The 26,998-nt window shown below is 42.0% G+C and carries 29 protein-coding genes and 3 pseudogenes; 17 read left to right on the top strand and 15 right to left on the bottom strand.

Translation table 11 applies throughout. The features are described 5' to 3' along the window. Positions 1-90: 90 nt before the first annotated feature. The 6 genes and pseudogenes from V7K15_RS27715 to leuB all read right to left on the bottom strand — a co-directional run. Positions 91-1,053 (bottom strand): annotated as a pseudogene (locus V7K15_RS27715) (ABC transporter substrate-binding protein); the annotation flags it as partial. A 523-nt stretch (positions 1,054-1,576) separates the two neighbouring features. After that, a complete protein-coding gene (accD, locus tag V7K15_RS27720; protein ID WP_292790095.1) occupies positions 1,577-2,527 on the bottom strand; it encodes an acetyl-CoA carboxylase, carboxyltransferase subunit beta in 951 nt (316 codons plus the stop codon). 213 nt (positions 2,528-2,740) lie between these two features. Further along, a complete protein-coding gene (locus tag V7K15_RS27725; protein WP_334910874.1) occupies positions 2,741-2,914 on the bottom strand; it encodes a hypothetical protein in 174 nt (57 codons plus the stop codon). 137 nt (positions 2,915-3,051) lie between these two features. Then, on the bottom strand, positions 3,052-3,876 hold the full coding sequence (locus V7K15_RS27730) for a prepilin peptidase (protein WP_334910876.1): 825 nt from the start codon (positions 3,874-3,876) through the stop codon (positions 3,052-3,054). 102 nt (positions 3,877-3,978) lie between these two features. Next, positions 3,979-4,239, bottom strand: a complete 261-nt coding sequence (locus tag V7K15_RS27735) for a hypothetical protein (protein WP_292790102.1) — start codon at positions 4,237-4,239, stop codon at positions 3,979-3,981. A 94-nt stretch (positions 4,240-4,333) separates the two neighbouring features. Then, entirely contained in the window at positions 4,334-5,422 is a 1,089-nt protein-coding gene (gene leuB, locus V7K15_RS27740) for a 3-isopropylmalate dehydrogenase (protein ID WP_334910878.1), read from the bottom strand. A gap of 60 nt (positions 5,423-5,482) precedes the next feature. Between leuB and V7K15_RS27745 the strand changes: the two genes are divergently transcribed. Together V7K15_RS27745 and V7K15_RS27750 are read left to right on the top strand one after the other, a co-directional pair. Continuing rightward, entirely contained in the window at positions 5,483-5,944 is a 462-nt protein-coding gene (locus V7K15_RS27745) for a PIN domain-containing protein (protein ID WP_334792334.1), read from the top strand. Beyond that, the gene (locus V7K15_RS27750; protein ID WP_334792335.1) at positions 5,928-6,155 is read left to right on the top strand and encodes a hypothetical protein; all 228 of its coding nucleotides are present in this window, start codon (positions 5,928-5,930) and stop codon (positions 6,153-6,155) included. The genes V7K15_RS27745 and V7K15_RS27750 overlap by 17 nt, the downstream gene beginning before the upstream one ends. Positions 6,156-6,220: 65 nt before the next feature. Here V7K15_RS27750 and V7K15_RS27755 read toward each other — a convergent pair whose 3' ends face one another. Beyond that, on the bottom strand, positions 6,221-6,811 hold the full coding sequence (locus V7K15_RS27755) for an EcsC family protein (protein WP_334910881.1): 591 nt from the start codon (positions 6,809-6,811) through the stop codon (positions 6,221-6,223). Positions 6,812-7,059: 248 nt separating this feature from the next. On the opposite strand from V7K15_RS27755, the gene V7K15_RS27760 reads away from it, so the two are divergent. The 5 genes from V7K15_RS27760 to V7K15_RS27780 all read left to right on the top strand — a co-directional run bounded on the left by V7K15_RS27760 (position 7,060) and on the right by V7K15_RS27780 (position 11,914). Further along, positions 7,060-8,010 carry an ABC transporter ATP-binding protein gene (locus V7K15_RS27760; RefSeq protein ID WP_334910948.1) on the top strand — a complete coding sequence of 317 codons (951 nt, stop codon included), beginning with the start codon at positions 7,060-7,062 and terminating at the stop codon, positions 8,008-8,010. A gap of 47 nt (positions 8,011-8,057) precedes the next feature. Next, positions 8,058-9,818, top strand: a complete 1,761-nt coding sequence (locus tag V7K15_RS27765) for an ABC transporter permease subunit (protein ID WP_334910883.1) — start codon at positions 8,058-8,060, stop codon at positions 9,816-9,818. Between the two features lie 60 nt (positions 9,819-9,878). Continuing rightward, entirely contained in the window at positions 9,879-10,409 is a 531-nt protein-coding gene (locus V7K15_RS27770) for a pentapeptide repeat-containing protein (RefSeq protein WP_334910885.1), read from the top strand. 65 nt (positions 10,410-10,474) lie between these two features. Beyond that, a complete protein-coding gene (gene purT / locus V7K15_RS27775; RefSeq protein ID WP_334910887.1) occupies positions 10,475-11,638 on the top strand; it encodes a formate-dependent phosphoribosylglycinamide formyltransferase in 1,164 nt (387 codons plus the stop codon). A 63-nt stretch (positions 11,639-11,701) separates the two neighbouring features. Then, complete coding sequence (locus V7K15_RS27780) at positions 11,702-11,914, top strand: carboxymuconolactone decarboxylase family protein (protein WP_334910889.1); 213 nt, start codon at positions 11,702-11,704, stop codon at positions 11,912-11,914. Between the two features lie 20 nt (positions 11,915-11,934). Here V7K15_RS27780 and crtH read toward each other — a convergent pair whose 3' ends face one another. Beyond that, positions 11,935-13,434, bottom strand: a complete 1,500-nt coding sequence (gene crtH, locus V7K15_RS27785) for a carotenoid isomerase (RefSeq protein WP_334910891.1) — start codon at positions 13,432-13,434, stop codon at positions 11,935-11,937. Between the two features lie 297 nt (positions 13,435-13,731). On the opposite strand from crtH, the gene upp reads away from it, so the two are divergent. From upp to V7K15_RS27805, 4 genes are all read left to right on the top strand, one after another. Further along, on the top strand, positions 13,732-14,382 hold the full coding sequence (upp, locus tag V7K15_RS27790; protein WP_334910893.1) for a uracil phosphoribosyltransferase: 651 nt from the start codon (positions 13,732-13,734) through the stop codon (positions 14,380-14,382). 81 nt (positions 14,383-14,463) lie between these two features. Beyond that, positions 14,464-14,817 (top strand): hypothetical protein, encoded by a 354-nt coding sequence (locus tag V7K15_RS27795; protein WP_334910950.1) that lies wholly within the window; start codon positions 14,464-14,466, stop codon positions 14,815-14,817. A 133-nt stretch (positions 14,818-14,950) separates the two neighbouring features. After that, positions 14,951-15,202, top strand: a complete 252-nt coding sequence (locus V7K15_RS27800; RefSeq protein WP_292804799.1) for a YggT family protein — start codon at positions 14,951-14,953, stop codon at positions 15,200-15,202. A gap of 113 nt (positions 15,203-15,315) precedes the next feature. Then, positions 15,316-16,116 (top strand): Rpn family recombination-promoting nuclease/putative transposase, encoded by an 801-nt coding sequence (locus V7K15_RS27805; protein ID WP_334910895.1) that lies wholly within the window; start codon positions 15,316-15,318, stop codon positions 16,114-16,116. Positions 16,117-16,505: 389 nt separating this feature from the next. On the opposite strand, the gene V7K15_RS27810 is transcribed toward V7K15_RS27805, so the two are convergent. After that, the gene (locus V7K15_RS27810) at positions 16,506-16,937 is read right to left on the bottom strand and encodes a biotin carboxylase (protein ID WP_334910897.1); all 432 of its coding nucleotides are present in this window, start codon (positions 16,935-16,937) and stop codon (positions 16,506-16,508) included. Positions 16,938-17,447: 510 nt separating this feature from the next. Between V7K15_RS27810 and V7K15_RS27815 the strand changes: the two genes are divergently transcribed. The 3 genes and pseudogenes from V7K15_RS27815 to V7K15_RS27825 all read left to right on the top strand — a co-directional run bounded on the left by V7K15_RS27815 (position 17,448) and on the right by V7K15_RS27825 (position 18,913). Continuing rightward, positions 17,448-18,059, top strand: coding sequence for a hypothetical protein (locus tag V7K15_RS27815; RefSeq protein WP_334910899.1), 612 nt, complete (start codon positions 17,448-17,450; stop codon positions 18,057-18,059). A 59-nt stretch (positions 18,060-18,118) separates the two neighbouring features. Then, a pseudogene (locus V7K15_RS27820) lies at positions 18,119-18,417 on the top strand (type II toxin-antitoxin system TacA family antitoxin). Further along, positions 18,404-18,913 (top strand): GNAT family N-acetyltransferase, encoded by a 510-nt coding sequence (locus tag V7K15_RS27825; RefSeq protein ID WP_334910901.1) that lies wholly within the window; start codon positions 18,404-18,406, stop codon positions 18,911-18,913. The pseudogene V7K15_RS27820 and the gene V7K15_RS27825 overlap by 14 nt, the downstream one beginning before the upstream one ends. 16 nt (positions 18,914-18,929) lie before the next feature. Here the strand turns inward: V7K15_RS27825 and V7K15_RS27830 are convergent, their stop codons facing one another. From V7K15_RS27830 to V7K15_RS27840, 3 genes are all read right to left on the bottom strand, one after another. Beyond that, positions 18,930-20,132 (bottom strand): alpha/beta hydrolase, encoded by a 1,203-nt coding sequence (locus tag V7K15_RS27830; RefSeq protein ID WP_334910903.1) that lies wholly within the window; start codon positions 20,130-20,132, stop codon positions 18,930-18,932. A 160-nt stretch (positions 20,133-20,292) separates the two neighbouring features. Continuing rightward, entirely contained in the window at positions 20,293-21,174 is an 882-nt protein-coding gene (locus tag V7K15_RS27835) for a shikimate dehydrogenase (protein ID WP_334910906.1), read from the bottom strand. Between the two features lie 10 nt (positions 21,175-21,184). Further along, positions 21,185-21,439, bottom strand: coding sequence for a hypothetical protein (locus tag V7K15_RS27840; protein WP_334910908.1), 255 nt, complete (start codon positions 21,437-21,439; stop codon positions 21,185-21,187). Positions 21,440-21,525: 86 nt separating this feature from the next. Between V7K15_RS27840 and V7K15_RS27845 the strand changes: the two genes are divergently transcribed. Further along, entirely contained in the window at positions 21,526-22,464 is a 939-nt protein-coding gene (locus V7K15_RS27845; RefSeq protein ID WP_334910910.1) for an alpha/beta fold hydrolase, read from the top strand. A 103-nt stretch (positions 22,465-22,567) separates the two neighbouring features. Here V7K15_RS27845 and V7K15_RS27850 read toward each other — a convergent pair whose 3' ends face one another. After that, positions 22,568-23,218, bottom strand: coding sequence for a sigma-70 family RNA polymerase sigma factor (locus tag V7K15_RS27850; protein WP_334910912.1), 651 nt, complete (start codon positions 23,216-23,218; stop codon positions 22,568-22,570). A gap of 235 nt (positions 23,219-23,453) precedes the next feature. Between V7K15_RS27850 and V7K15_RS27855 the strand changes: the two genes are divergently transcribed. Both V7K15_RS27855 and V7K15_RS27860 read left to right on the top strand, forming a co-directional pair. Continuing rightward, positions 23,454-23,984 (top strand): transposase, encoded by a 531-nt coding sequence (locus V7K15_RS27855; protein ID WP_334910914.1) that lies wholly within the window; start codon positions 23,454-23,456, stop codon positions 23,982-23,984. After that, positions 23,938-24,213, top strand: a complete 276-nt coding sequence (locus V7K15_RS27860; RefSeq protein ID WP_334910916.1) for a zinc ribbon domain-containing protein — start codon at positions 23,938-23,940, stop codon at positions 24,211-24,213. Before V7K15_RS27855 ends, V7K15_RS27860 begins: the two co-directional genes overlap by 47 nt. A gap of 31 nt (positions 24,214-24,244) precedes the next feature. Here the strand turns inward: V7K15_RS27860 and V7K15_RS27865 are convergent, their stop codons facing one another. Continuing rightward, positions 24,245-25,618, bottom strand: coding sequence for a DUF2330 domain-containing protein (locus V7K15_RS27865; RefSeq protein ID WP_334910918.1), 1,374 nt, complete (start codon positions 25,616-25,618; stop codon positions 24,245-24,247). A 27-nt stretch (positions 25,619-25,645) separates the two neighbouring features. After that, positions 25,646-26,520: pseudogene (locus V7K15_RS27870) on the bottom strand (RnfABCDGE type electron transport complex subunit D). Positions 26,521-26,998 lie beyond the last annotated feature (478 nt).

Genomic DNA, 26,998 nt, shown 5'->3' on the forward strand with positions numbered 1-26,998 from the left:
CAATCGAATATGCTGCCATCTCTAAATAATCTGTTTTTTTACATCTTTAAAGTTTACAATCTTTGTGGCTGGTTTGATATCAAATTGCTGTAATTCCCAAGCTTCGGCTTTGTGCTGTGCTTGCTTGTTCATCACGTAGGCAACGGTAAAAACCATCGTGCCTTTTTTGTCATTAATAGTAGGCAATTGGGCGGTAGCAAACTCTAGTTGAGGAAAGGTTTCAGTTAAGTAAGGAATTGCCCAGTTACCTTCAATCACCATTGCCACTTTACTCTGACCAAACATTTCACTACCTGAGTTTGTCCCTACATCAGATTTTTGGGCAGAGGAGCGGTCTTTTTGATACTGGTCTACCACTAACTCTAAACCCTGTAAACCTGCTGCACTCGCAAAGGTTGCATAACCATTTTGATTAACTAGTTGTCCACCAAAGGCTTTAATTTTATAAGCCTGACGCGCCAATTCGGGGATTTCTCCAAAGCCGTATCTGTTAAGTTTGCCTGTCAATTGTTTCGAGTAGCTACGTAATTCATCCCAAGTAGCTGGCGGATTACTCAAGCCTGCGGCGGCGAAGGCTTTTTTGTTATAAAACAGCGCCAGGGTGGAATAGTCTTTAGGAAGACCATAAATCTGGTTCTGATATTTAAAGCTGTCGAGTAGGTTCTCCTCGAAGTCTACTAGGTCAAATTTAGGAGTGATGTAAGCATCTAATGGTTCCAGGACATTTTGACTCATTAAAAAAGGAGCTTCCAGCGCATCCAGATAAAAAACATCAGGCGCGGCTTCTCCAACCAAACGAGTTTTAATTACATCCATATATTGGTCGGAGATTACTTCATATTTGACCTTAATAGTTGGATGTTGTGCTTCAAAGTCTTGCAGTACTTGTCTCAAGAGTTTTTGCTCAACAGGAGAGCCTCCCCAACCACTGAGTTTAATGGTGACTGCGGTAGATGCTGAGGGTTTGCTTGGTAATTGTAGGCTTTGACAAGCAATAATAGCGATCGCGATTGCGATCGCCAATCCCAAAAAATTAAATAATCTTTTCTTGATCACAGATAGATAACAGTCTCTTTCTTCTTAGTTATACCTTCTGTTTCTAAGGAGTGATATTTTACCTAGTTGATAATTGCAAGCTAAAATAACGAAAAATTATCAGCAATGCTAATTAAAGGATACTGAGTGCCTCTGCAACCGGATTTATCGCCGGGTACTTCACCCATAAACATAATTTTCTTCGGACACACGGAATTGGTCGGCTGTTATGGCTGGTTTTAATAATTGGTATTGCAAGCGTCAGTTGGGGATTGAAAAGTTAGGAGTTAGAAGTTAGGAGTGAGGAGTTATGAATTTTTTACAACACTCAGTCCTGAGTGTTGAGTCAAGTAAAAAAACTACTCAGGACTTATGTACTTGGTACAAGCCCCGCCCCTTGTGGGCGGAATCTTCTTGACTCAAGAGGTAGGTTGATACCCCACAAGAAAGCGGGTGGTCTTTTAACTCAGCACTCTAAGCCGAGGAACTCAGCACTCTTCATTTCCTACTCCTCACTCCTCTCCTCACTCATAACTTTTGTTTATTCTGCGGCGGTAGAAGTCAAGGACATTGTTTCCCACAACACCATAGGAGGTGTTGTTAATACTGGCTGGTGTAGGGCAATCAGCCGGGCTAGTATGTTCTTTAATTGGGTACGGGGTACGATATCATCAACAAAACCGTGCTGGAGCAAATCTTCAGCAGTCTGAAAATTATCGGGTAGTTTTTCCCGCAGGGTTTGCTCAATCACTCGCCGACCGGCAAAACCAATGGTTGCCTTAGGTTCTGCCAAAGTGATATCGCCCAGCATCGCAAAACTTGCGGTAACGCCGCCTGTTGTGGGATTGGTCAAAACGGGAATATATAATAGTCGGGCGTCTTTATGGCGCTGGAGGGCTGCGGAAATTTTCGCCATCTGCATCAGCGAGAGCATTCCTTCTTGCATCCTGGCACCACCGGAGGCGCAGACGATAACTACAGGATATCGCCGTTGAGTAGCTTGCTCAATCATGCGGGTGAGTTTTTCTCCCACAACCGAACCCATGCTACCACCCATGAAACGGAAATCCATAACCCCAAGGGCAATGGGCAAACCGTTGATTTGACCTAAACCAGTTTTAACCGCGTCTATTAAGCCAATTTTATCTTGTGTTTCTCGTAGGCGATCGCTGTAGAGTTTGCGATCGCGAAATTCCAGAGGATCGGTTGGGCGCAAATGCTCGTCGAGAGGTTTCCAGGTATTATGATCTATCAATTGACGGATGCGTTCATCGCTGTCTACCCGATTGTGATGACCACATTCAACACAAACCATCTGATTAGCTTTCAGGTCTTTTGTATATGCCAACACGCCACATTTAGAACATTTATGCCACAAACCATCAGCAATATCACGTTCTTGGCGTTCGAGGCTGGTAGATCCTGATTTGCGTCGATTTGCAAACCAATCGAATAAAGACTTTAAACCGCGTGATTCTTCGTTGTTAGCCATTTTTTCTTTTATTTTAAGTGGGTATGAGGTCGAAAACATGTCAAGCCGTATCGGGTTGTTCTTAGTCTTTTGTCATTTGTCTTTACTAATGACTAATGACTACATCGTTAAATTACGCTTTTAAGCAATTCATACCGGAACTTTCATCTTTGGTTGCCAGCTTAACGAAAATACTTATACCAATACAAGTCTTTTGCTCTTTTTTCAGCAGACTTAATTATATGGACGTACTGACAAAGCCATGAGAATACCAACCTCCAAATAAGATGCTTTCCCCCTCCCACCCAAATCAATTATTCCTATTGCTACGTCATGAGCAATCAGCATCTGTTGCACTAGTTGTACTTGCCAACGGTTAATCGTCGTTAAGAGGGTAATACAAGTCACAAGCTGAATATTATCAAAATATGAAGGGCAGATGGGGTAATGCTGGTTACAGTCACTAATTATAAATATTTCTTATGAAAGGGCATTGGGCATTGGGCATGGGTTATTCCTCTTGTCCCCTCATCCCCTACTGCAATTCAAGACGCTGGAAAAAATAACCGCAGGTAGCTAGACAAAATGGCTTCGCCGCTAAACAGAGTGATCACAGATCCTAAAGCCAGAAAAGGGCCAAAAGGCATTTTTTGTCCTAACCTTTGTCCCGATCGCTGTATAATAACATAGCTACCAACTGACGCTCCCAGCGCACAAGCAATAAAACTAGCCAAGAGCAAATATTTCCAGCCTAACCAGGCTCCCATCATGGCTGCTAACTTGGCGTCACCCGCACCCATTGCAGCTTTCCCAAAGGCAATTGAACCGAATAAGGCGATCGCATCAAACAGCCATAAACCCAATACTGCACCGACTATCGCCATCATCAGGTGATTTACCAATGCCACGGAACTAGCTTCTGGTAAAAAACCAACCACCATTTGAAACAAAATCCCTACCACTAAACCCGACTGAGTAAGTCGATTGGGTAAGGTCATTGTATCTAGGTCGATCAGCGATAGCGCTAATAACCAACTGCAAAAAGCCCAATAGCCGATTGTTAAAGTCGAAACTTGAAATATCAAAAAAACCAGTAAAAAAATTATGCCCGTTACCCCTTCTACCACAGGATAACGGACAGAAATTTTGCTTTTGCAATATCGACACCGCCCTCTTAACGAAATCCAGCCGAACACTGGTACATTGTCGTAAGCTTTTAACTGGTTTAAGCATTTAGGACAACGAGAGGGCGGCCAAAGAATTGACAACCCAGCAGGTAGGCGATAAACAATAACATTGATAAAACTGCCAATAGATGCACCCAAAGCAAAGACCATTAGACTCGCCGGAACAGCGAACAAAATGTCCATACACTCATTTGTCCTTTGTCATTTGTCCTTTGTCATTTGTCGTTTATCTTTTGTCCTTTGTCGAGAACTAATGACTAATGATCAATGACTAATGACCAATGACTAATAGATATGCGATTCAATTTGACTCAAGGGCACAAAACATTCTTGAGGTAAGAGAACTGGTTGGTTAGTAAAAATAACCTTACCTCGATGGTTCATGCGATTAATTGCTACACCGGAAGGTTGCCCAGCTATTTCGGGATGTACTTCACAGTGAGTGTAGTATATCTGCCCAGCAGCTCTGATTACGGCGGGATCAATCAAAGGCGGCTGGTTTTTTGGGGCAGTAAAATTTGCTTGTCCTTGTCGTAATGCGTACACTATCGACTGTTATTTGCTTGCTAGATTTCTCTCTAGTCTACCCGAAACTTATAGGAAAGGTTGCCAAATTGCCTAAGTTGGATTAATTATTAAATTATTTTCCTTGAATCGCTTTAATCAGTGCATCGCCCATAGCACGACAACCTAAAAGATTTTTACCTGGAGAAATTATATCCCCTGTGCGATCGCCTTGTTCTAAAACTTGCAACACAGCTTGTTCAATATGGTCTGCCGCCTTTGGCTGGTCTAAACCGTAGCGTAGCATCATCGCCGCACTCAAAACCTGTGCTAGAGGATTTGCTTTATCAAGTCCGGCAATATCTGGGGCGGAACCATGAACTGGTTCAAACACACCAGGGCCAGAAGCGCCTAAACTAGCTGAGGGTAACATCCCAATACTACCTGTGAGCATGGCAGCAGCATCAGAGAGAATATCACCAAATAAATTGCCTGTAACTATGGTGTCGAACTGCTTGGGAGCGCGTACCAACTGCATAGCAGCATTATCTACATATAAATGAGAGAGTTCAATATCTGGATATTCTTGTGAAAGTTGGGTGATGCGATCGCGCCACAACTGAGATACTTCTAATACGTTCGCCTTATCCACCGAACAAAGTTTTTTGCCCCGTTTTCGCGCCGCCTCAAAAGCCACCCGCCCAATGCGTTCAATTTCCGATTCCGTGTAAACCATTGTATTTACACCGCGTTTTTCACCAGTTTCCGTAGCAAAAATCCCCTTGGGTTTACCGAAGTAAATCCCGCCAGTAAGTTCACGCACTACCATAATATCCACGCCTTCTACAATTTCGCGTTTCAAAGTCGAAGCGTCGATTAGCTGGGGCAAAATTTTCGCTGGGCGCAAATTGGCAAATAATCCCAAACCTGCACGTAGCCCTAACAAACCTGCTTCTGGGCGTAAATTGGATGGCAGGGAATCCCACTTATAACCACCAATGGCAGCGAGTAATACAGCATCACTGTTACGGCAAGTCTGTAGAGTGGCAGATGGTAGGGGTTCGCCTGTAGCGTCAATTGCTGCACCACCAATTAAGGCTTCTTGGAATTCAAACTGAATATCAAATTGCTTCCCTACGACTTTTAGCACATCTACCGCCACTGCCATAATTTCAGGGCCAATGCCATCGCCGGGGAGTAGAGTAATGCGGTAGTTCTGGGTCATAGCTGGTTATTACTGGGTAAATGCTTGCAGATCAAATATCATACCCAGCAAAATGTACCGATGGAGTTTTTAATTTATTTAGATGTATGTTGTCTGAATCGCCCTTTCGATGACCAGACACAAGAACGGATTTTTTTAGAAGCCGAGGCTATAAGGCTCATTTTGGCTCGTTGTCAGAGTGGTGAATGGCAATTACTGGGAAGTGAAGTTATGGATGATGAGTTGGAACAGACACCAGACGGAGAAAGAAAACGACAAATGATGGCTTGGGCTGCTTTAGCAAGCACTAAAATTATGGCTAGAGAACAGGTTAAGTCCCGTGCTAGAGAAGTTGTTGCTCTCGGATTAAAAACCTTTGATGCATCTCATATTGCTTGTGCAGAAGTCGGAAATGCCGATATCTTTTTAACAACTGATGACAGAATGTTGCGCTTAGGAGCAAAATACAGCGCCATGCTACAAGTGAGAGTAGAAAACCCCTTGCGGTGGGTATCGGAGGTAATAAATGCTAGACGTGACTAAGTTGACTCAATCTGAAATTAGGCGACTGGGAATAGAAGCCTTAACAAAGGCTCTTGGCCCTGCTGGAATGGCAAGATTTATGCAGCAATTTGAAATAGGTAGTGGAGATTACACACGAGACAGGGATCAAATCTTGGGAAATCCCACTATCGATGAAATCTTTGCTCGCATTGAGGAGCGACGAAAACAGCAGGAGAAGGGCGAAAAGTAGAAAAGTTTTATGTGGTAGCGATCGCCTAAACTTGACAATCTAGATAATCGCTACGTTATCCTACCTTATGCTGTCTTCCAAACCTTGATGAAGGCAACCACTGAATGTCCACAAGCGTTCATCGTTACTCCATTGACTGTACCACCAACCGCAGAGCCTATAAAAGGCATCATTGTTGCTACATTCCCTAAAGTTTTCTCGCCTGCTTTGGAGATTAGCTTAATTCCTAAAGCTTTGTTTATCTCAGCAAAAGTTTTACCAGGGATAGACATCAAAGCTTTTTGCATAGCTTGTGATCCTGCCTTAGTTCCTAATTGATTAGCGAATTCAGATACAGTAACTCCAGCAGCAGCAGCTAAAACCAGTAGTCGTGCAGATTCGCTTCTTATATCAATCCCATAAAGGGCAAAAAGAGCGGATGCTAATTTTACATTAGAATACAAAGTAATCGCAATATCAGTGGGTATTCCAGCTAATCCTATGAGTCCATTTACAATACCGTTGCCTACTGACCAAACGGTTGACTCTAATATCATCAAGTTTGCAATATTATCTCTATTACCTACCCAATAAAAATTGTTGGCAAAAGATAGTCCCCATTGCCTACCATCTTCGATCGCACTAGCAATAGTTTGCCCAATAACAGGCATTTTCATAATCGATTCAAAATCCATACAGCTTTTACCTGATTAACTGAGAAGACCTAGAGATTTCTAGCTTTAGTATCCACCGTAGTAAAACTTAATAGTTGGTAATATTTGAAACTTTACTGAAACAGTAGTAAATAATGCCCATTACACAAAGCAACTTTATATAAACTCAGTTTCAATTTCTGAAACCAGCCTGACAAAAGCTTTAGAAAAGGCTAGGTTAAGTGTTAATCACAAGCCGCACGCCAGCAGCAATGGTAAAAGAATTAGCAATTTGCACCCGTGGATTAACTAAGCAATTTGACCGGCACGTTGCTGTCAATGATGTGGATTTAGAAATCCAGACGGGGGAAGTATATGGACTGATTGGGCCGAATGGCGCGGGTAAAACAACTCTCATCCGCATGTTGGCAACTGCTGAGGAACCAACTACGGGTGAGATTTATATTAATGGCGATCGCCTACTCCGTGACAAGAGTAACCCCAAACTCAAACGTCGTCTAGGCTACTTACCCGATGACTACCCGCTATATGAGGATTTGACAGTCTGGGACTACCTAGATTATTTTGCGCGTCTGTATCGTTTGCGAGAACCACGCCGCACTCAACGCTTACATGAAGTTTTAGAACTCATCCAACTTGGTAATAAACGCCACAGTCAGATTTCTACTCTGTCGCGGGGAATGAAACAACGTTTAAGTTTAGCGCGAACCATCATCCACGAACCGATTTTACTACTACTAGATGAGCCTGTTTCTGGGCTTGACCCCATTGCTAGGATGCAATTTCGTGAAATCATCAAGGCTTTGCGAGAAGCTGGGATGACTGTAATCATTTCTTCCCACGTTCTCAGTGATTTAGCGGAATTGTGTACTTCTGTGGGAATTATGGAACTTGGCTTCTTGGTAGAAAGTACATCACTACAGCAACTTTATCAAAGTCTTGCTCATCAGCAAATCGTATTATCAACTCTGGGGAACCTAGAGGCACTTTTGAGCGAACTAAAACATCATCCTTTAGTAGATGAGTGGGAGGTAATACCAGGAAAAAACAGCGTGCGGGTGAATTTTTCGGGTAAAGATGAAGATAGTGCTGAGTTGTTGCGATCGCTCATCAAAGCAGGCATTCCCCTGACTGATTTTCATTGCACGCAAGAAGACTTAGAAACTATTTTCCTAAAATTAGGTCACAAACAAGCATCTTGATACGTCAATAAATATCACTCCCAATTTTTGGAGAGTTTTTTCATACTATGCTCAATTTAATAGACAAAATCGGCGATTGGAATCCGCAACTATTGCGGGAACTTAAAGGACGGCTGAAATTTTTTAATGTAGCGATCGCAGTTGCAACATCTTTACTACTGCAACTGGTAGTTTTTTTATCTCAGTTCCGCGAGTTTCCTGATCATAAATACTCCCTAACTGGCACATACTGTCGTTTGCGTCAAATATACGAACCGCAACAAAACCAGCTTTACAAGCAATCAAATCAATCTCAAATTGCTGAGTTCAATGATTTTATCTCAAAGAATTTTTGCCCCCAAAATGAAATTGATTGGCAGTTGTGGTGGCAAAACCATTGGGAACATATATTCCTAGCATTTAGTGTGATTTTTATATTTACACTATTAGTTGCAGGAACTTATTTACTAATAAACGATTTAGCTAAAGAAGAAACTCGCGGTACGCTGAATTTCATCCGTCTCAGCCCTCAATCAGAAACAAGTATATTGACTGGCAAGTTGCTAGGAGTTCCGAGTTTAATTTATCTCGTGGTCTTAATAGCAGTTCCTTTACATTTGTGGGCTGGACATTCTGCCAAAATTGCCTTTGGTTACATTTTGAGTTATTATGCAATTCTTGCTGCTAGCTGTATTTTCTTCTACAGTGCCGCACTACTATTTAGCTTAGTTAGTCGGTGGTTTAGCGGTTTTCAGCCTTGGTTAGGTAGTGGTGCAGTTTTCCTCTTTTTGTTCATTACGATGAACCTGGCATCGCTTTCTAGCAACACTTTAAATAATTCAACTGCTTGGTTTAGACTCTTTAATCCTTGGGATGTAACTAATTATCTATTTCCTAACTTGTTCCATCTATCTAATGGTTCTCCCCTGATAAACTGGCAGTTTTTCTATTTCCCATTAGGCGCAAGTGTTTTTAGTATTGTTGGTTTCCACTTACTGAACTTTGGATTGTGCAGTTATGGAATTTTGCAAGCTCTTAAACGTTGCTTCCGTAATCCTCAAGCCTCAATAATCAGCAAAGAACAAAGTTATTTATTAGTAGCGTTTTGCCAGCTGATGATGTGGGGATTTACCGTACAACTTGGTAGAAATAATGATAAATGGGTTGGACAGGTTGAGCAAAACCTGATTTTGCTGGGATTATACAACTTGTTGTTGATTTTAAGTTTAATTGCGGTTCTTTCTCCTCACCGTCAAGATATACAAGATTGGGCAAGATATCGACATCAGGGAGCTACTAGCCGCAAAAATTTCTGGCGGGATCTAATTGTAGCTGAAAAAAGCCCTGCACTTGTGGCGATCGCTATTAATCTGACAATTGTTACTATCCCCTGGCTAGTTTGGATTTCACTTACATCTGTTTTTGAGATTAACGATAGCCAAACTTGGCTCACTAACGATACTGACAGGTTGAAAGTAGTTTTAGGTACAGCTTTGTCTATCAGCTTAATGATGATTTACGCTACCATCGCCCAATTGATACTTTTGCTGAAAACTCCTAAACGTTCTTTCTGGGCAATTGGGACTATAGGTGCAGCAATGTTCCTACCACCGATGATTTTAAGATTTATCGGCATCTCTTCGCAGATGTCTAGTGTATGGCTGTTTTCAACTTTTCCTTGGGCAGGTATACAAGGCTGTGGAACCACAACAATTTTTATGGCATTCCTAGCTGAGTTGAGTGTTCTAACGTTGTTAAACTTGCAGTTGACAAGGCAGGTGAGATTAGCAGGCGAATCTGCTACGAAAGCATTATTGGCAGGACGTTAAAATAAGATACCCGACTTCTTTGAGAAGTCGGGTATCTAACATCGTTAAAATTTAATTATTATGTTAAATATCTCTACTCAAGACCTACGCCACACAGCCATCAAGTTTTTAGAACAAAGTCCCCCACAGCGTCTACAAATTCTCAAACAACTGGGCATAGCTCGTTATGATTTTTTAACCAAAATACGATTAAATGAAGCAAATATTATTTGTATGATGCGGTTTTTTCAATATCCAAATCAGCTAAAATTTCCTATTCTTATCGGAGCAGATTTATCTGGTTTGATTTTAGATGGTGTAAACTTCATCCGAGGAAATTTATCAGAAGCAAATCTACAAGGTAGTAGTTTAGTGAATGCAGACCTCTTATTTGTAAATTTTACGAAAGCTGACTTGAGAAATGCCGATTTGCAAGGCGCAACTCTTAACGAGACTATTTGGTTAGAGACTCTAGTAGATAATTGTCAGCTTGGTGTTGGTATTGGTTTAAATCATCTGCAACGTCAAGATTTACAAGTACGCAGAGCTAGATTTAACAGTTCGGCTCCGCTCACTGTTAAAGCCGAGCGGAGCCGAGGCTTTAATTCTTGAGAAGATGGTAATTGGAATACAAAAAATTATAAGATTATTAAATTGATATTGACCTAGATAAGTTAATGAGTATTAAGTTGCCCCAAAAATTGATGTTGCTGGGTTCAGGAGAACTCGGTAAAGAATTTGCGATCGCAGCTCAACGTCTCGGTAATTATGTGATTGCCGTTGACCGCTACGCTAATGCTCCGGCGATGCAAGTTGCTGATGCTTATGAAGTTATTTCTATGCTCAGTGCTGATGATTTAGAAGCTGTAGTCACAAAACATCAGCCAAATATAATTATACCAGAAATTGAAGCAATCAGAACAGAAAAACTGATTGAATTTGAACAGCGAGGAATTACAGTTATACCGACTGCGGCTGCTACTAACTATACAATGAACCGCGACAAAATTCGGGAACTGGCGCATGAAAAATTGGGCATCAGAACGGCTAAATATGGTTATGCAACAACCCTAAAAGAATTGATTGCAGTTTCTAATGAAATTGGCTTTCCTAATGTTGTTAAACCTGTGATGTCATCCTCTGGTAAGGGTCAGTCTGTAGTGCAGAATAAAAGTGAGGTTGAGAAAGCTGGGAATTATGCGATATCTAATTCTAGAGGAGACAGTCAAAAGGTGATCGTAGAAGAATTTATTAACTTTGAAATTGAGATAACTTTACTGACAATTAAACAGTGGAATGCACCGACAATTTTCTGTTCTCCTATTGGTCATCGCCAAGAACGAGGAGATTATCAAGAATCGTGGCAACCTGCACTAATTTCTGAAGATAAGATATTAAAAGCTCAAGAAATAGCCAGAAAAGTTACTGATGCTTTAGGAGGAGCCGGAATTTTTGGCGTTGAATTTTTCATTACCAAAGATGAAGTTATTTTTTCCGAACTGTCTCCCAGACCGCACGATACGGGAATGGTGACATTAATCTCACAAAATCTCAATGAATTTGAGCTACATCTGCGAGCTATTTTAGACTTGCCAATTCCTCATATAGAACAGCTAGGAGCATCAGCGAGTGCGGTAATTTTAGCTTCCGAAAAATCTGATTCTATTACTTTTAGTGGTGTAGCCGATGCTTTGTCAGAAAAAGATGTAGATATTAGATTATTTGGGAAACCTAATGCTCATCCATATCGGCGAATGGGCGTAGCTTTAGCGAAAGGTGCTAATGTCCAAGAGGCGAGAGAAAAAGCTACTAGAGCTGCAAGTAAAATTAAAATCATCTAGCTCTGTTAACTAAGTTAACTCAAAGAGCCAAAATTGCAAGCACTACGCTGTTTTACGCAACGAATGATTCAAGCACGGGGTTGGGTTCAAGATGCTGAAATTCAGGAATTTTTAGCATTTGGTTATGGTCAGCAACAAGTACTAGAAGTCATTCTGGGCATAGCAATTAAAGTGATGCACAACTACACAAACCACATTGCTAAAACGCCTCTTGATAAACCATTTCAGCCATGCATTTGGTCAAAGCCTGGAATCGAGAGCATCAATAGGATTTGACAAAATTGTAAAGGGGTACTTCACAATCCTAAATCTACGGCAATGCGATGGGCACAAGCAAACCCAGAAAAAGCTACTGCATTTAACCCTTGACCCGGAAAGGTACTATCCCCTACACAATACAATCCTGGAATAGCTGTGCGATTAAACGGCATCTTCAATAACCCCCACAACTTGCGCCGGGGAATTGGCCCGTATGTGCCATCCTCACGACCCAAAAAGCGGCGATGAGTGCGCGGTGTCCCAACTTCTAAATAATCCAATCCGGCATCTAAACCTGGAAAAATCTTCTCTAGGCGGTCAATAACTCGCCAAGCCGCTTTTTCTTTCTTCACTTCGTACTCACTCGGAGAAAGTTCTTGCCAATCATCAATCCAGTCAGGCGTAAAGGCATGAATGATGTGATATCCACTTGGTGCTAAATCTGGGTCAAGCAATGTGGGAATCGAAACAAAAAGTGTACCTTCTGCTGCTGTCATCTTTTCCCAATCTTCCAGCAAAATATGATGGCACTCTGTCCCCGCAGCTAAAACTGACTCCTTTACCCCTATATGCAAACTCAAGAAGCTTGGAGATTTTTGATAATTTTGTTGCCACTTTTTCTCATTATCTGGCATTTCATCTACTGGTAGTAATTGTTCAAATGTATCCCAGCGTGTAGCATTAGAAACTATGCGTTTACCCCGATAGACTTTACCATTAGCCAGTTTCACACCTACGGCTTTTCCCTGTTCTGTGAGAATTTTCGTAACTCTAGCTTGGTACTGAATCTGACCTCCAGCCTTCTCTAGACCTTCCACCAGTTTTTGGGCAATTTGTCCGACTCCGCCTTTAGGATAGTTAACTCCGCCATAATGCCTGTCAGAAAAGACCATCCCAGCATTAATCATTGGTGTCATGTCTGATGGAACCACCGACCAGCAATAACATTCCATATCGATAAATTTTAATAATTGCGGGTCTTTGATGTAGCGCCGCGCCACGTCCCCGGCATTTTGAGGCAGATACTTGACTAAACCGAGACACGCCAAAGGATGCTGGAAAAATACCCGCAGTAAATACCGAGGTTCTTCCAGCGACAGCAAATCCATGCTATTGAGGCACTTGAATACTTTTTGGCATTCGTCATAAAAGCGACGAATCCCCTGTTCTTCATGGCGAAAATGAGCAGTAAGATTTTGCAAAAATTTTTCATAAACCCGGTCAACCTTCAAGTCTAAACCTTGGGGTAGATGATAGTGAATCTGCACTGGATCTGCGATCGCTTCTTGGCTGACATTTACAGCTGATAATGCACGCGTGAGTAAGTTAGTCGTACCATTTTCTCCCAGCCCAAAAATCATTGATGCGCCAACATCGAATCGATAGCCTTGGCGTTCAAAATAACCAGCACTCCCACCTGGAATCAAATAACGTTCCAATACCAGCACTTTCGCTCCCTTGGCCGCTAACTGGGTCGCCGTTACTAATCCGCCAATCCCAGACCCAATCACGATCGCATCAATTTTGTCATTAGTCATTAGTCATTAGTGATTAGTCATTAGTCCAGAGTAAACCAATATTTACTAATGCCCAATGCCCCAATCAAAAAAAAAGAGGGACGAGCCTGCTACTGCTGGCTAATCCCGTCTGCCGATCCTTAAAAGAGAGGAGAACACTGTAAAAGAATATAGCCTTGATTGAGAATAAATGTCAACTATTAATGAAAAAATTTATCAATAAAATTGAGAGGATTAATTTTAGCCGTCAGCCGGATGCAGGAAAGAGTATTATGGTGTTTCAGTTCTTATACAATAAAAAGTCCCACTTTTCTGGCTATGACGCTACAATTGCGCGTTTATGTTCCACCCCATCCTCTGATCAAACACTGGCTGGCAGTTGCCCGTGATGCAGGCACACCTTCAGTATTATTTCGCAGTGCGATGACTGAGTTGGGAAGATGGCTGACTTATGAAGCTGTGCGAGACTGGTTGCCGACCCAAGAAATATCGGTGCAGAGTCCCTTGGATACCTGTCTGGCAACTGTGATTGATCCGCAAGTGCCTATGGCAGTAGTACCGATTTTGCGAGCTGGACTAGGCTTACTTGAGGGAGCGCAGACTTTATTACCTTTAGCATCTATTTACCACTTTGGCTTGGCGCGAGATGAAGAAACACTGCAACCTCATTGTTATCTGAACAAATTACCAGAAAAATTTGACCCCCAAACACGAGTGTTAATTACCGATCCGATGTTGGCAACAGGAGGGTCGATCATGGCGGTAATGGCAGAATTGACACAACGGGGTGCTGATCCTACCTTGATGCGGATTGTTTGTGTAGTGGCGGCTCCACCAGCTTTGCAAAAACTGAGTGAAGCTTATCCAGGTTTGATAATTTACACAGCAACTATTGACGAAAAACTAAACAGCAAGGGATATATTGTACCGGGATTGGGAGATGCAGGCGATCGCATCTTTGGGACTTAAGCTAGTATGCAGCTAGAGCAGGGAAATAGCATAACTATAACTACTATAAAAGTTGCAAGGTTTGTTGAAGGCGGTAAAGATATGAGTCAGCGAGATGGTTTTGCCAGTGGTTTTTTAGCAGGGGCATTTGTTGGTGGCGTATTTGGCGGTGTTGTCGGGGCACTGATTGCTTCTCGACGCGAGCCGGAATTGCTAGCAGATGAGGAGACACAACTGACAGATAGCCAAGCCGAAGCTAAGAAAATAGCAGCAAAGCGGCGTCAGATGAAAGCCTCAGAAAGTGAAAGTATTGGTATAGAAACGGCTAGGCGATCGCTAGAAGATAAAATTGCCCAGCTAAATGCCACAATTGATGAAGTGCGAAAGCAACTGGGAAATGTTAATGCCGGTTCACCCCAAGCAACCAATGACCGCTCCCTCACTAAAGATTACTGAGATTTGTTCAGGCGTGGTGAAAGTGTCAAGTGTGGTAAATCTGGGTGGAATCTACAAACACTTTTGACTTTGGACTAAATTAAAATTAAAAGATAAGACCGTGTTTAACACTTAGTAGGAAACCAACAAATCCATGTACCTTCTGATTAACACTCTGGCTACTTTCATCCAGATTTATACTCTTTTGCTAATTATTCGGGTTTTATTGACCTGGTTCCCGACAATCAACTGGTACAACCAACCATTTGCCGCTTTGAGCCAGATAACCGATCCTTATCTCAATCTGTTTCGCAGAATTATTCCCCCATTAGGCGGGATGGATTTTTCCCCAATGTTAGCTATTATACTACTTCAACTAGTAGGTGGTGGTCTGCAAGGCATCTGATAACGCAGAATTTGCAGTTTGCTGTACTTCAAGTAATGAATTTTAGGTCTGGGCTAACTAGCTCAGACTTATGCAATTTCAAGGCTAATTATGGATAATTAGGGATGCAATAATTGAAAACTGACGCTATATTTTACGATATATTTCAACAATTTCCTAATATTTTCTTTGAACTTATTGGTGAATGTAATACTAATATCAATGCTTATGAGTTTATTGCACCAGAAATTAAACAACGTTCTTTTCGTTTAGATGGAGTATTTTCTCCTATAAAAGAATTTGCTAATGAACCGCTTTATTTTGTAGAAGTTCAGTTTTACAAAGATGAAGAATTTTATGACCGTCTATTTACAAGTATTTTCCTTTACTTTTCTCAATATAAACCAGTCACTTCTGAATGGTATGCAATAGTTATTTATGATAAGCACAGCAATGAAACATCCTGTCCTTTACGTTATCGTGCCTTATTAGAGCCTCATTTACGCTGCTTTTATCTGGATGAACTTGAGGTAGTAGCTGAAGGATCTCTGGGTGTAGGAATTGTCCGATTGGTCGTAGAAACTGACAATAAAGCACCAGAGCTTGCTAAACAGTTAATTGACAAAGCTAGATTGGAATTAGCCGATGTTCTTATCCAAAGAAAAGTTTTAGAATTTATAGAAGAGATTATTGTTTACAAGTTTCCTAATTTTAACCGAGAGCAGATAGAAGCTATGCTGAATTTAAATTTACTGAAACAAACCAGAGTTTATCAAGAAGCAAAAGAAGAAGTAAAAGAAGAAGTAAAAGAAGAACTAAAGCTAGAATTAAAGTTAAAATTGATACCCAAATTAGTACAAAAAGGGTTAAGTATTCAGGAAATAGCAGAATTATTAGAATTAGATGTTGAAATCATTAGGAAATCTCTTAATTAGAGAACTACTCTTAGAAGTAGGATTTTACTATGAGAGGAGCATCGCTGCACGCTAGATTCTGTGAAGGGACTATTCTTATCAAAAAATTGGGTCTAAAACCCCGTCCACAACGACCACGCTCAGTGCATCGCTTATAGGACGGCTTTTGGTATAATAGTAGAATACCGCTTTCTCTCGCGGGAGGCTCAAAGCCAAAGCCTGTGGAGCGAACGTAAGACCTATTACCCTTCGGGAGGTGGAGGCAGTTGCTATGAAGCAGGAACCCAAATAGTAATGTTTGGGAATCACCGTGGCTTTAGTCCGGTGAGGATGTCAATTGTACGCTATTCATCCCGACACCGAATCTTTTGATAAAGTGCGGGACTTATAGCGGGAAAAGTTAAAATTTATTACTTACGTACTTGACCGCTAAATCCGGCAGCCTTGAACTGCTTTAGCTTCAAGGGAGTAGGCTGATTCGCCGGTACAGAAATTCTCAATTCAAAATCGCTAATGCCTGGTGGCACCTCAGCAATAGAGCCTAAGCGAGTGCGGTTTTGCATTACTGAGTCATTATTGGCATCATAGATGCGTCCAAAAATATCTGCGTCGTAAGCTGTTTTATTAGTAGCATTTTCGGCTTTGCCAATGACAATAAAACAATTGGCAGCTGCGCTACCACTACTGATAACAGCCCCTTGTGCTAGTTCTGGTGGACAATCTTTATAAGATACATCAAATAGTTTAATCTGTGTCAGGGCTACAGATGTGGGAGCGATCGCCCACGATAGAAAGGTGATGAGACAGGAAATAAAAACGACCGTGAGTGAGCGCAACCGCATAAAAGACTCCGTGATTTAATTCAATAATTATGTAACTTATAACCTCAGCTTACAGCATACCCCTACTCCCTATTTTTTACTTCCCTGATTGATTCGCAACAGTCATGGTAATTCCCCTAACTAGGTGATAAGTAGATTAACACTAGAAAATATCAACCCGATATCAAGAACCCAGGAGACAAGAGACAGAACGAAGTTTTTCTCCTGACTTCCCAGAATATTAAGCATCTTACGTTTAATTAAACTTCATCTAAGTTTATAAGCGTAGTTTTCGCCCTCACCCTAAATCCCTCTCCCATATCTGGGAGAGGGACTTTGAAATTCTGGCTCCCCTTCTCCCAAATCTGGGAGAAGGGGCTGGGGGATGAGGGCAAATCCTTTTCATCACTGAAGAACTACAGATTTCAAGATAGACATGGTTTATGTCTATATTTAACTACAGGGAGATTGGAGACTTTAATTTAACTTTTGTAATAATTAGGGAAATAAACTCTCAATTGCGATTAACTTATGACTCCAGATGAGATTGAAGCAGCTATGTTCGCAGCCTTTAATGATTGTGATGCCGCAAGCTGTCCTCTCACTGACACACAGAAACAGATATTACTGCAAGTCGTCGAGCAAATTCAGGAAAATTCTACCTCTGGGGCATCAAATATTGCTAATCCCTTAGACGAACTTACCCCAGAAGAGTTAGAAGTATTTTTACAGTTTGTTAAGGATGAAGAAGAATGTAACCGCACTTGGAAAGTGCAATTACTCAACGACTGGCTGCGGGAAAATGACTCTGGAACAGTACAATTTATTCGCAAACGCTATGGTTTACAGTGGCTCAATCGGGTTGAATCATGTCATTTTGATAAGTATTCTTATTTTGAGGATGCACTAAAGCTGAGAGTAGGCGATCGCATTGAAACTTCCAATGCATTATGGGAATGGGTGCAAGAGGATGGGCCTTGTAAGCGCGAATGGTTTCCCTGTATGGTGATTAAGGTTGAGGAAATTAGCAATAGCGATGATTCCTCTACTAATTGCGTCGTCCGCTTCTTCAATGGCGCTGAGTATGAAATTCAAGGCATCTACGAATGGAATCGCTATAACTGGCGCTGGCCTCAAAAGTAGATATTGAAATATTTTTAATAGATACGGCATAATGCCGTATAGACTTATATTTGTGTTTTATGAGTGATAATAGCTTGCAACAGACAGCTCGATTAGAAGCACGCGTCAATCCTGAGATAAAAGCGCTATGGCAAAAAGCTGCGGATTTACAGGGAGTCACTTTGACGGATTTTGTCATCGCCAGCGTTCAGGAAGCGCTTACAAGGTTATACAGCAGCATCAAACACTCAAGCTCAGTTTAGAAGATGCTGAAGCTTTTGTAGAAGTTCTGCAAAACTTCCCGAAACCTTCCGATTCTCTGATCGCAGCAGCTTTACGTTACAAACAAATAATCCAAAAAAATTGTGTTAACGATTGAGTTGCTAGATAGTAAAAGGCATAACCGCTCAATTTTTGCTTGTGGAAATGATAGTTTATATAGCTATATAGTTAAATCTGCATCTCAAGACCTAAAGAAAAAAGTCGCTACAGTCTTTGTTTTGATTGATTCTCCAAGCATGGATATTATTGCTTATTACACTCTTTCAACTTACACAGTAGATATTACTAATCTAGACAAAACCTTTACCAAAGGTTTACCTCGCTATCCTTTGCTGCCAGCTATTTTACTCGGTCATCTTGCTGTTGATAGCAGTCGTCAAGGTTTAGGAGGAGTGATTCTGATAGATGCTTTGAAGCGTGTCCTAAGAGCTATAGAGCAAGTCGCATCCGTTGCAGTAATTGTAGAAGCTATAGATGAAAAAGCAGTTAACTTTTATCAAAAGTACGGTTTTCAACAATTTAAAGAACATTCCTTCAAGCTTTATCTACCTGTTAAAGCGATTGAGGAACTTTGTCTACGTTTTGAAATTTAAGTGCATATTAATAAAATTATTGTTTTAACAAAGCCCAAGCCAAAAACCTCTCAGTATAATACAAGGCTAATTGATTGCTCACACCGTTGAAAACAGCATCAAAAGCGTGTTCTGCCCAAGGAATTTCTAGAAAAACCGCAGTGTTCCCAGAATTATGTAAACGTTCATACATTTGTCTGCCAAATCGTGCTTCTACCAAATTGTCACGACTGCCATAAATTAGTAAAGTTGGCGGTAAAGGGTGGGTTAGGTAATTTATCGGTGAAGCAATTTGATACTGATTAGGTAACTCTTCTAAAGAACCACCGAGAAATGCTTTTAAAACAGCGCGACTGTGAATGGGATCGGGATTTGGCGGTATTTTGTATCCTTCAGTTAAGTTAACAGGCCCGTAATAGTTCACCACAGCCCGAATCGGTGGTGCATCTAGTTGATAAGCCGCTAACATTGCTAAGTGCGCTCCCGCAGAACGTCCGAAAAGTATCATACGTTCTGGATCGGCTTCATATTCAGCTGCATGTTTGCGAACAAAATTTAGGGCTGTACGCACGTCATCTAACTGAGATGGGAACTGATATTTAGGTGCGTGTCGATAGTCGATCGCAAATACTGTATATCCATGATTAGCAAGATATTGATTAAACTCGGAATTGGCATGAGGATTGCCATATTGCCAAGCACCACCATAAATTACTACCACTGCTGGATATTTTCCTACCTCTGAAGGTTGGTAAACTTCCATTTTTAAAGGCACTCCCGCAGGAGAAGCAAAGATAATATCTTTTTGATGACGCATTTTGCCTAATGGAATACCCCGGAAGAAATTAACTAAGTCAAAGGGATAGGTTTGCATCTTAGCGCTTACTTGGACTGGAATTTGCTCTAGATAATTTGCTCCCAACCCTTGTTTCATCGCTTTAGCCATCTGTATTTGAGTTAGTGGGATATTCACTAGCATCCATCCACAAATTAGCAATCCGATTAAACTGAAAATACAAGCTAGGCGTTGTAATTTACGGCGACGGATGTAGAAAAAAGAAAGCAATAAAGAGAGTAAGTTTAATAATAATAACCAAGGGGTGACTTCTGGCGCTCCCACTGCTAACGTGAGTAAAAACATATTTGGAGCCGGAAGAATAATCCAAGAACTAAGAAATATACTTGCAAAACTGAGTAATAATGCAAGCCATGATAAAAGTATTTTGGGTTTGGCAAACATAAATTAAAGTGCGGTAATAACGACTCCAAAGAAGTACAATTTATCCGCCAATGCTCAGGTTGGCAAGTTTTTTAACCCACGTTCGCGTAGCGTTCCGCCAGGAAAGGTGGGTAAAGCCTCGTGTAGACGTGGTTTCTAACCGCCCTTTGAAATTATTTCATCAACCTAAACCCAAATCCTCTCTCAACGCTTGGCGCATCACTTCTACAGGTACAGTTTCCTGCTGCAACCAAATTTTTAATGCTGCTACTCCTTGTTGAACTAGCATTTCTAATCCATCGATCGCAATTACACCTTGTTTTTCTGCTTGCTCTAGAAATTGCGTCGGTTTAGGAATATATATTAAATCGTAGGCGATCGCACCCGTTGGTAAATTCGTTATTTCCTCTACACTCAAAGGCGACTCATCAACCTTGGGATACATACCTATGGGGGTTGTGTTTACCAGCAGATTAGCTTGAGGAATTAGCTTTGAAAGTTCCTCCCATTGATCAACTTGTAAATTTTCACTTATAGGTGAATTGCTCCAACTATTGCGAAATTCTTGTAATCTCTGCACATTCCGCCCAACAACATGAATTTTCGCAAAACCTAGTTGATGACAACCTGCTACAACTGCCCTGGCTGCGCCACCATTGCCTAAAATTATCGCTACCTTCTGACTCCAATCTTGTTTATACGTTGTCTGCAAAGGGGCGATAAATCCTTCTATATCTGTATTTGTCCCTACCCATTTGTTATTTTGGCGGCTAACAGTATTTACTGCGCCTATAGTTTGGGCGAGGGGTGTAATTTCTGAGAGTAGGGGTATGATTGCTTGTTTATGAGGTATTGTCACACTAAAACCAACAACCCCAATAGCGGCGAAACCTGCGATCGCAATCTCTAGATTCTCTGGTGCTATGGGAAAGGGAAGATAAACGTAATCTAATTTTAAATGCGCTAACGCTGCATTATGCATCAGTGGCGATCGCGAATGTTCCACCGGATGTCCAATGACTCCTAGTAGTTTAGTTTTGCCTGTAATTAATACTTTTGACATTTTTTATTTGTTATTTGTCAAGCATCAGCATCAAAGGTGCAACTTCGAGGCTCAAAGGTGCAACTTCGAGGCTCAAAGGCTCAACGTCGAGGCTCAAAGGCTCAACGTCGAGGTTCAAAGGCTCATCATTCAGGTTCAAAGGCTCAACGTCGAGGCTCAAAAGCTCATCGTCGAGGCTCAAAGGCTCATCATTCAGGTTCAAAGGCTCATCATTCAGGTTCAAAGGCTGAAATTTATGAGTTTTTTCCTTCTTTATCTCCCTCATTTTCCTCAGACTCCTCTGTTTTCTCTGCCCCCACGTTCTTGCACTAGCCTACAATTATTAAAAGCTACTTAACATTTCTTTTAATCATGCAGGCAACTACAGCCCCCTCTACAACCCCAACTCCTGGTAAATATTGGCAGTGGCGAGGGCATAACGTTTACTACGTGCGTGCGGGAGAAAAACAATCGCAACGTCCGCCCTTGCTTTTGGTACATGGATTTGGTGCTTCCACAGACCACTGGCGCAAGAATATCACAGGATTGTGTCAAGATTTTGAAGTATTTGCGATCGACCTTTTGGGATTCGGGCGATCGGCAAAACCGAAATTGCACTATAGCGGCGACTTATGGCGTGACCAACTCCATGATTTTATCACTGAAGTAATTGGTCAAAAAGCAGTATTAGCGGGTAATTCCCTTGGTGGCTATGCTGGCTTGTGTGTTGCAGCACAGCGTCCCGACAGTGCGGCTGGTTTAGTTTTGCTCAATAGCGCAGGGCCTTTTAGCGAAAGCCAACCTACATCTGAACCTGAAGCTTTACAATCCGAAATTCAGCCACCTAAACAAACCTCTTCTTTACAGACACTACTGGGCGACTCGGTTAAGTGGATTTTTCAACAACCTTTAGCCCAGTTTTTGTTATTTCAATACGTGCGACAACGTTGGGTAATCCGCCAAACTCTAGAAAAAGTCTATCTTGACAAGAGTGCAATTACAGACCAATTGGTAGAAGAAATTTCTCGTCCTGCTTACGATTCTGGTGCGTTAGATGTATTTGTGTCAGTTTTTAGGACTCCTCAAGGGGAAAAAGTTGATCTGCTACTAAAACAATTAACTTGTCCTTTATTGATGTTATGGGGAGAAGCTGACCCTTGGATGAATACTAGAGAACGTTCCCAAAAATTTCGTCAATATTATCCTGAACTCACAGAACATTTTTTAACAGCAGGTCATTGTCCTCATGATGAAGTACCCGATAGAGTAAACCAACTTTTAGGCGATTGGGTTTTGTCTATTAACAAGTGAATAAGCTTTAGACATCTCCAAAATTTAAATATGCTTTATCCAGAACCTTTGTAGAGACGTAGCACTGCTACGTCTCTACATTCTTTTTCACCAAATTTTTTTTTTATAACAGTCCCTCCAATTCGGCGAATTTACGCAAACGTGGTAGACACTGGCGCTGATAAAAACTGCTTAATGTCGGAATTGACAGCCCAAATTCCACAGATAATTCTCTCCAGCTAACTTCCGGGGGTAGGCGTTTGAGAATTAACACCTGACAATTCACATCTGGACGCCCTTTAATGTAAGTACGGCGCAATTCTCCTTCAGAATCTCTCTTAGCCCATATCTCCAAGTTTTCCAGAATGGGAGGTGTTTGGGGGCTAGCTGCGAGGTTATCTACAGGATCAATAGTTTCACCTGTTCCACCCGATGTAGAGTGACGAACCCAAAGAGGGACTGTTGTGGCTTGTTCCCGGTTCTGATTAATGTAAAAGTCTTGTAGTCTCCGTTTTAGGTAAGCATTCAGCCAAGTGATGACACTGCCATAGTTGGCGTCATAGATTTGACCTGTCAAACCTTCACAAACATTGCGGCAGAAATACAACCAAGTTTGTTGTAATGCATCTTGATAGTAAGGAGTACTTTCCCTCCAGAGTCTACTTGCTGTCAAGCGAATAATTTGCGTGAGCAGCTTCTGACGCTGAGGGCTTCCAGGTGGGTGTCCACAGGCTTCGGTAACTAAGCGGCGTAGCTGTTCATCGAATTGAACCATGACAATCTTGGCGAAGAAAGCAAGAATATCTTAGTATTGCGTATAACAACGCCCTAAAAAATTACCTTTTTGAGGGTTTAAGTGAGACACGATAGAACTATACTCACGACACGCACCAAAAAGCCCCGTTGGTAAAACGAGGCTTTACTTGTTACGGCAGTCGCATCCCCAACAGTCCAGGATGTATATAATCCTCATGAGCTAGCTTTCTGCTCTAATACTTGTAACTTCTTTTTTGCTACCCTGCTTCCCTCAACTAGAACAGCAGGATTCCCCCACCATACCGATCAAGGTTGGTGGCGGGAGAAATGCGCTAAATGGTCGAATCGTTGCTCCTTATGAGGGCTGGAATAAACATCTAGACCTAATTAAAACCTGCCCTAATATCGGAGCCGCTCATATTGTTTACCAGCGTTCTTCCAAGATTTACTATCTGATGGTGAGTCTTGAGATTGAACTACCAGATATCTCACCAACTACCATCACCCGAATCTCTGGTGTTGATGTAGGGATGAGGTATTTGGCGGTAGAAACGGATCTAAATAATAAGTCTGCTTTCTATTCTGGCAAGGCATCTCGACACAGAGCTAACCAATACCAGAAAGCTCGGAGAACTCTACAGCGTAAAGACACCCGGAAAGTATTGCGACGATTAATCTCTTTATCGGGACGGGAGAGACGGTTTATCGCTGACGTGAACCACCAAATAAGTAAAGAAATTGCCAAGCCAAAGTTGCCCAAAATGTGGGCATACATCGAAGGGTAATCGACCGAATAAAGGTCTGATGTTTCGCTGTGAATGCTGTGGCAATGAATTACACGCTGATTTGGTTGGAGCGCGAAATATTGCAATGAGAACGTTGCTCGTTCGGCAAGACTGGACGAGTACGGGGAGCTTGTCAGTATCCCCTGATGTGTCGCGTGATGAAACTAAAGCTGATATCCTGCTCATGTTTTCAGAATTGAGGTGCAGCGTAGATACAAGCCCCCACTGAGCGGAGTACCGCTACAGTGGCGGGTAATTGACTATAATCCAAACCAGGATAAGAAACTTTCCCACAAGGAATATGTGACATTTCCTACACTCATCTGCATTTTGTTGCGAATATCTTGGATATTCCAGTTGGTTAACTTAGCTAGAGTCTGCGCCTCTTGTTCAAAACGTTTGGGCAAAGACCGTTTGTATTCTTTACCCGCCTGACACTTGAGTTCCCCTTGGAATGGATGTTGCAAAACATAACGCCCTTGGAAAGATTCACTGTTGGCAGTTTGTTGGAACATCAGGTCTTCAGGGAATTTGTCGCGGGTGTAGCGGACATGCAACCTGGAGATGAAGACATTACTTTTAGGAGAGGAACGGCGAAAGCTGGGGGGTACTGGCATATTACTTGGAGAATTATCATCTAGCCAAAATACGCCTGCTTGCTTGAGTTCTTCTGGAGTCAGGGGATCGGCAGAACAAGGATCGCAACTAGCCATATCCCAAGCGTATTCCAAAAAACCAACTTTCCGATCTTCTTTGGTGTAGGCAGTTTGAAACATGGATTTGTAGAATTCACCAAATTCATCTTTGACAAACAAGGGAATGTTTGCATCGGAGGGGATTTTCACTGTCCGATAGTTAGTGATTTCTGCCTGTCCTTGGGGCGAGAGGATGTAGACAATCAAATCCTGCTCTTTTGTGGCATTGATCATGCCCAAACGAATTGGCAGCATGAATTTAGGTGACTGGTAGGAAATTTGTAGCGGACGCAGGAACTGATAACCAGATTTCTCAAATTTATCCAAGTTGACTTTGGCAACAAAGAATTTCATTGAGGAGCGGATGTAGGGCTGAAGTAACTGTTTTGCTCCTCTAGGGATTTTGTAGCCATTGCGTCTGAGCCAAGTTTCCAGTCCGCCAGATTCTTTAGCGCTGAGGATCAAAATGTCGTATTCGCCCACGTTAAAACGCGCTTCAACTGTCACACCCAAACTGCGATCGCTTGTCTTTTGAGCTTGCTCATTGAGTGCGCCTGCTCTAGATGCTGGAGCAGGTCGATCTTCCGAATCAGTTACAGCACAAGGATCTGAGTCAAAATATTCTACCAATCGCGGCGCACTAAAAGCATCTAGGCGTTGGATAATCTTCGGTTCAGTCACACGAACTTGCTCTTTTTGCAGCACCGTTGGTACAGGTATTACTATTGCAAAATCTTTGACCTCGCCTTGAAAGTCGTTTGCCATTGTCATAACAGTGCGATCGTCTTCTCGCGCGATCACCACCTGAGAAGCTTTGTTATACAGCTTCGTATCAGCTTTGGCTACATAAAATCCACAAAATGCCCAAGCTGCGGGTGCAAAGCACAAAACAGCTACGATTACCAACAATAATGGCGTTAAGAGTCGAAAAAATCTCATTTTATACCTCTACTTTTTAATGTTGAGTTAGGAGACGCGATTCATCGCGTCTGTACAAGAGTTAGGAGTAGAGACGCGATTAACCGTGTCTGTTAGGAGTTCTCCCTGATCTCCTCTTTGCCAAGCAAACTTTGGGGCTAACCAGAGAACATCTAGCAGGATGGTCAATGGCGCAAGGGCAAACAGCGCCCAGAAGACTGCGGTGGAAACAAAAAAATAATTTCGCAGGATAAAAGTTAATCCGGCGATGCACACTGCCCAAACTACCCGCCCAATTCGGGAATTGGGAATCGATCGCGGATCTGTAATCATAAATAGGGCGAACAGCAGCAAAGACCCACTCATCAATCGATGCCAGTAAACATCCCAAGTCCAACCCAGCCAGAGATTGCGAATTGCTTCCAGCAAGGAGTAGGCACCCAAAAAAGCTGCTGTGGTGTCCCAGCGACCAACGCGCTGCAAAATCATGCCGCCAGGCCAGTACCGACAAATAATAGCCCATACCACCACTCTTCACCCCATTGTCCCGGCGAAACCCAAGCATCAGGAGTCAGAATCAAAGCGGAAATGATCCCAAAATTAGCGGGATTGAAGAAATGCTTATCACCAACTTGAAAAATAAATTTGCTGGCGATCGCAATTACTGCGGCTATTGCCATAGTCGTCCAGTGGTCAGCCCGCAACAGTAAACTGAGTCCCAAAGATGTAATTAAAGCACTGCGAAGATTGGGGATTTGTTCTTTGCCTGTTATCCATGACAAAATCCATTGGGTTGCAAGACTGGTGGCGATCGCTACCCCAATTAACTCTGGTCGCAGTGTCCAATCTCGTGTACCGATTCCCAAGATTAGGAATAAGCCCAGAAATAGAATTTGATAATCTCGTATATCTTTGAGCAACATGACCCTTTCATTCAGGGATTCCCCGTAGATTTGTCATCAATCTAGACGAGGGCTAGCTCAAATAGTATTTCTGTTACAGATTTTGTTACAAAATAGAGCAGTAAATCTAATGACTTGAACTTTAGTTTAAGTCCTTGTCATTACCCATATCTTTTTAATCTCTCGCTTCGGTGCCAACCCGCCTTGGAATAAATTCCCTCTCTTATAGGTTAAGTCCTCTCAAGAGGACTAAATACAAGGTTTTAAGTCATGTAGATGGTTAGACTTTGTGTGTTAGGGAAAATTTCAGTCCACTTAAGTGGACTTGAGCTATTAGCCCAGAACTTAAGTTCTGAGCGGGATTGCCTGTCTGCGCGATACTTTGATTGTTACAAAAATATGGGTAATGACAAGACCTTAGACAGCCGGGAATTACCCGAAAAAATGAAGAGTGCTGAGTTCCTCGGCTTAGAGTGCTGAGTTAAAAGACCACCCGCTT

Origin of the sequence: Nostoc sp. (assembly GCF_036919815.1) — a bacterium.
Lineage (GTDB): Bacteria > Cyanobacteriota > Cyanobacteriia > Cyanobacteriales > Nostocaceae > Nostoc.

Excerpts from the sequence above, each read along its gene's own strand:
- accD (WP_292790095.1), bottom strand. The coding sequence starts at position 2,527 with ATGGCTAACAACGAAGAATCACGCGGTTTAAAGTCTTTATTCGATTGG.
- V7K15_RS27730 (WP_334910876.1), bottom strand. The coding sequence starts at position 3,876 with ATGGACATTTTGTTCGCTGTTCCGGCGAGTCTAATGGTCTTTGCTTTG.
- leuB (WP_334910878.1), bottom strand. The coding sequence starts at position 5,422 with ATGACCCAGAACTACCGCATTACTCTACTCCCCGGCGATGGCATTGGC.
- V7K15_RS27745 (WP_334792334.1), top strand. The coding sequence starts at position 5,483 with ATGGAGTTTTTAATTTATTTAGATGTATGTTGTCTGAATCGCCCTTTC.
- V7K15_RS27750 (WP_334792335.1), top strand. The coding sequence starts at position 5,928 with ATGCTAGACGTGACTAAGTTGACTCAATCTGAAATTAGGCGACTGGGA.
- V7K15_RS27755 (WP_334910881.1), bottom strand. The coding sequence starts at position 6,811 with ATGAAAATGCCTGTTATTGGGCAAACTATTGCTAGTGCGATCGAAGAT.
- V7K15_RS27760 (WP_334910948.1), top strand. The coding sequence starts at position 7,060 with ATGGTAAAAGAATTAGCAATTTGCACCCGTGGATTAACTAAGCAATTT.
- V7K15_RS27765 (WP_334910883.1), top strand. The coding sequence starts at position 8,058 with ATGCTCAATTTAATAGACAAAATCGGCGATTGGAATCCGCAACTATTG.
- V7K15_RS27770 (WP_334910885.1), top strand. The coding sequence starts at position 9,879 with ATGTTAAATATCTCTACTCAAGACCTACGCCACACAGCCATCAAGTTT.
- purT (WP_334910887.1), top strand. The coding sequence starts at position 10,475 with ATGAGTATTAAGTTGCCCCAAAAATTGATGTTGCTGGGTTCAGGAGAA.
- V7K15_RS27780 (WP_334910889.1), top strand. The coding sequence starts at position 11,702 with ATGATTCAAGCACGGGGTTGGGTTCAAGATGCTGAAATTCAGGAATTT.
- crtH (WP_334910891.1), bottom strand. The coding sequence starts at position 13,434 with ATGACTAATGACAAAATTGATGCGATCGTGATTGGGTCTGGGATTGGC.
- upp (WP_334910893.1), top strand. The coding sequence starts at position 13,732 with ATGACGCTACAATTGCGCGTTTATGTTCCACCCCATCCTCTGATCAAA.
- V7K15_RS27795 (WP_334910950.1), top strand. The coding sequence starts at position 14,464 with ATGAGTCAGCGAGATGGTTTTGCCAGTGGTTTTTTAGCAGGGGCATTT.
- V7K15_RS27800 (WP_292804799.1), top strand. The coding sequence starts at position 14,951 with ATGTACCTTCTGATTAACACTCTGGCTACTTTCATCCAGATTTATACT.
- V7K15_RS27810 (WP_334910897.1), bottom strand. The coding sequence starts at position 16,937 with ATGCGGTTGCGCTCACTCACGGTCGTTTTTATTTCCTGTCTCATCACC.
- V7K15_RS27815 (WP_334910899.1), top strand. The coding sequence starts at position 17,448 with ATGACTCCAGATGAGATTGAAGCAGCTATGTTCGCAGCCTTTAATGAT.
- V7K15_RS27830 (WP_334910903.1), bottom strand. The coding sequence starts at position 20,132 with ATGTTTGCCAAACCCAAAATACTTTTATCATGGCTTGCATTATTACTC.
- V7K15_RS27835 (WP_334910906.1), bottom strand. The coding sequence starts at position 21,174 with ATGTCAAAAGTATTAATTACAGGCAAAACTAAACTACTAGGAGTCATT.
- V7K15_RS27840 (WP_334910908.1), bottom strand. The coding sequence starts at position 21,439 with ATGAGGGAGATAAAGAAGGAAAAAACTCATAAATTTCAGCCTTTGAAC.
- V7K15_RS27845 (WP_334910910.1), top strand. The coding sequence starts at position 21,526 with ATGCAGGCAACTACAGCCCCCTCTACAACCCCAACTCCTGGTAAATAT.
- V7K15_RS27850 (WP_334910912.1), bottom strand. The coding sequence starts at position 23,218 with ATGGTTCAATTCGATGAACAGCTACGCCGCTTAGTTACCGAAGCCTGT.
- V7K15_RS27865 (WP_334910918.1), bottom strand. The coding sequence starts at position 25,618 with ATGAGATTTTTTCGACTCTTAACGCCATTATTGTTGGTAATCGTAGCT.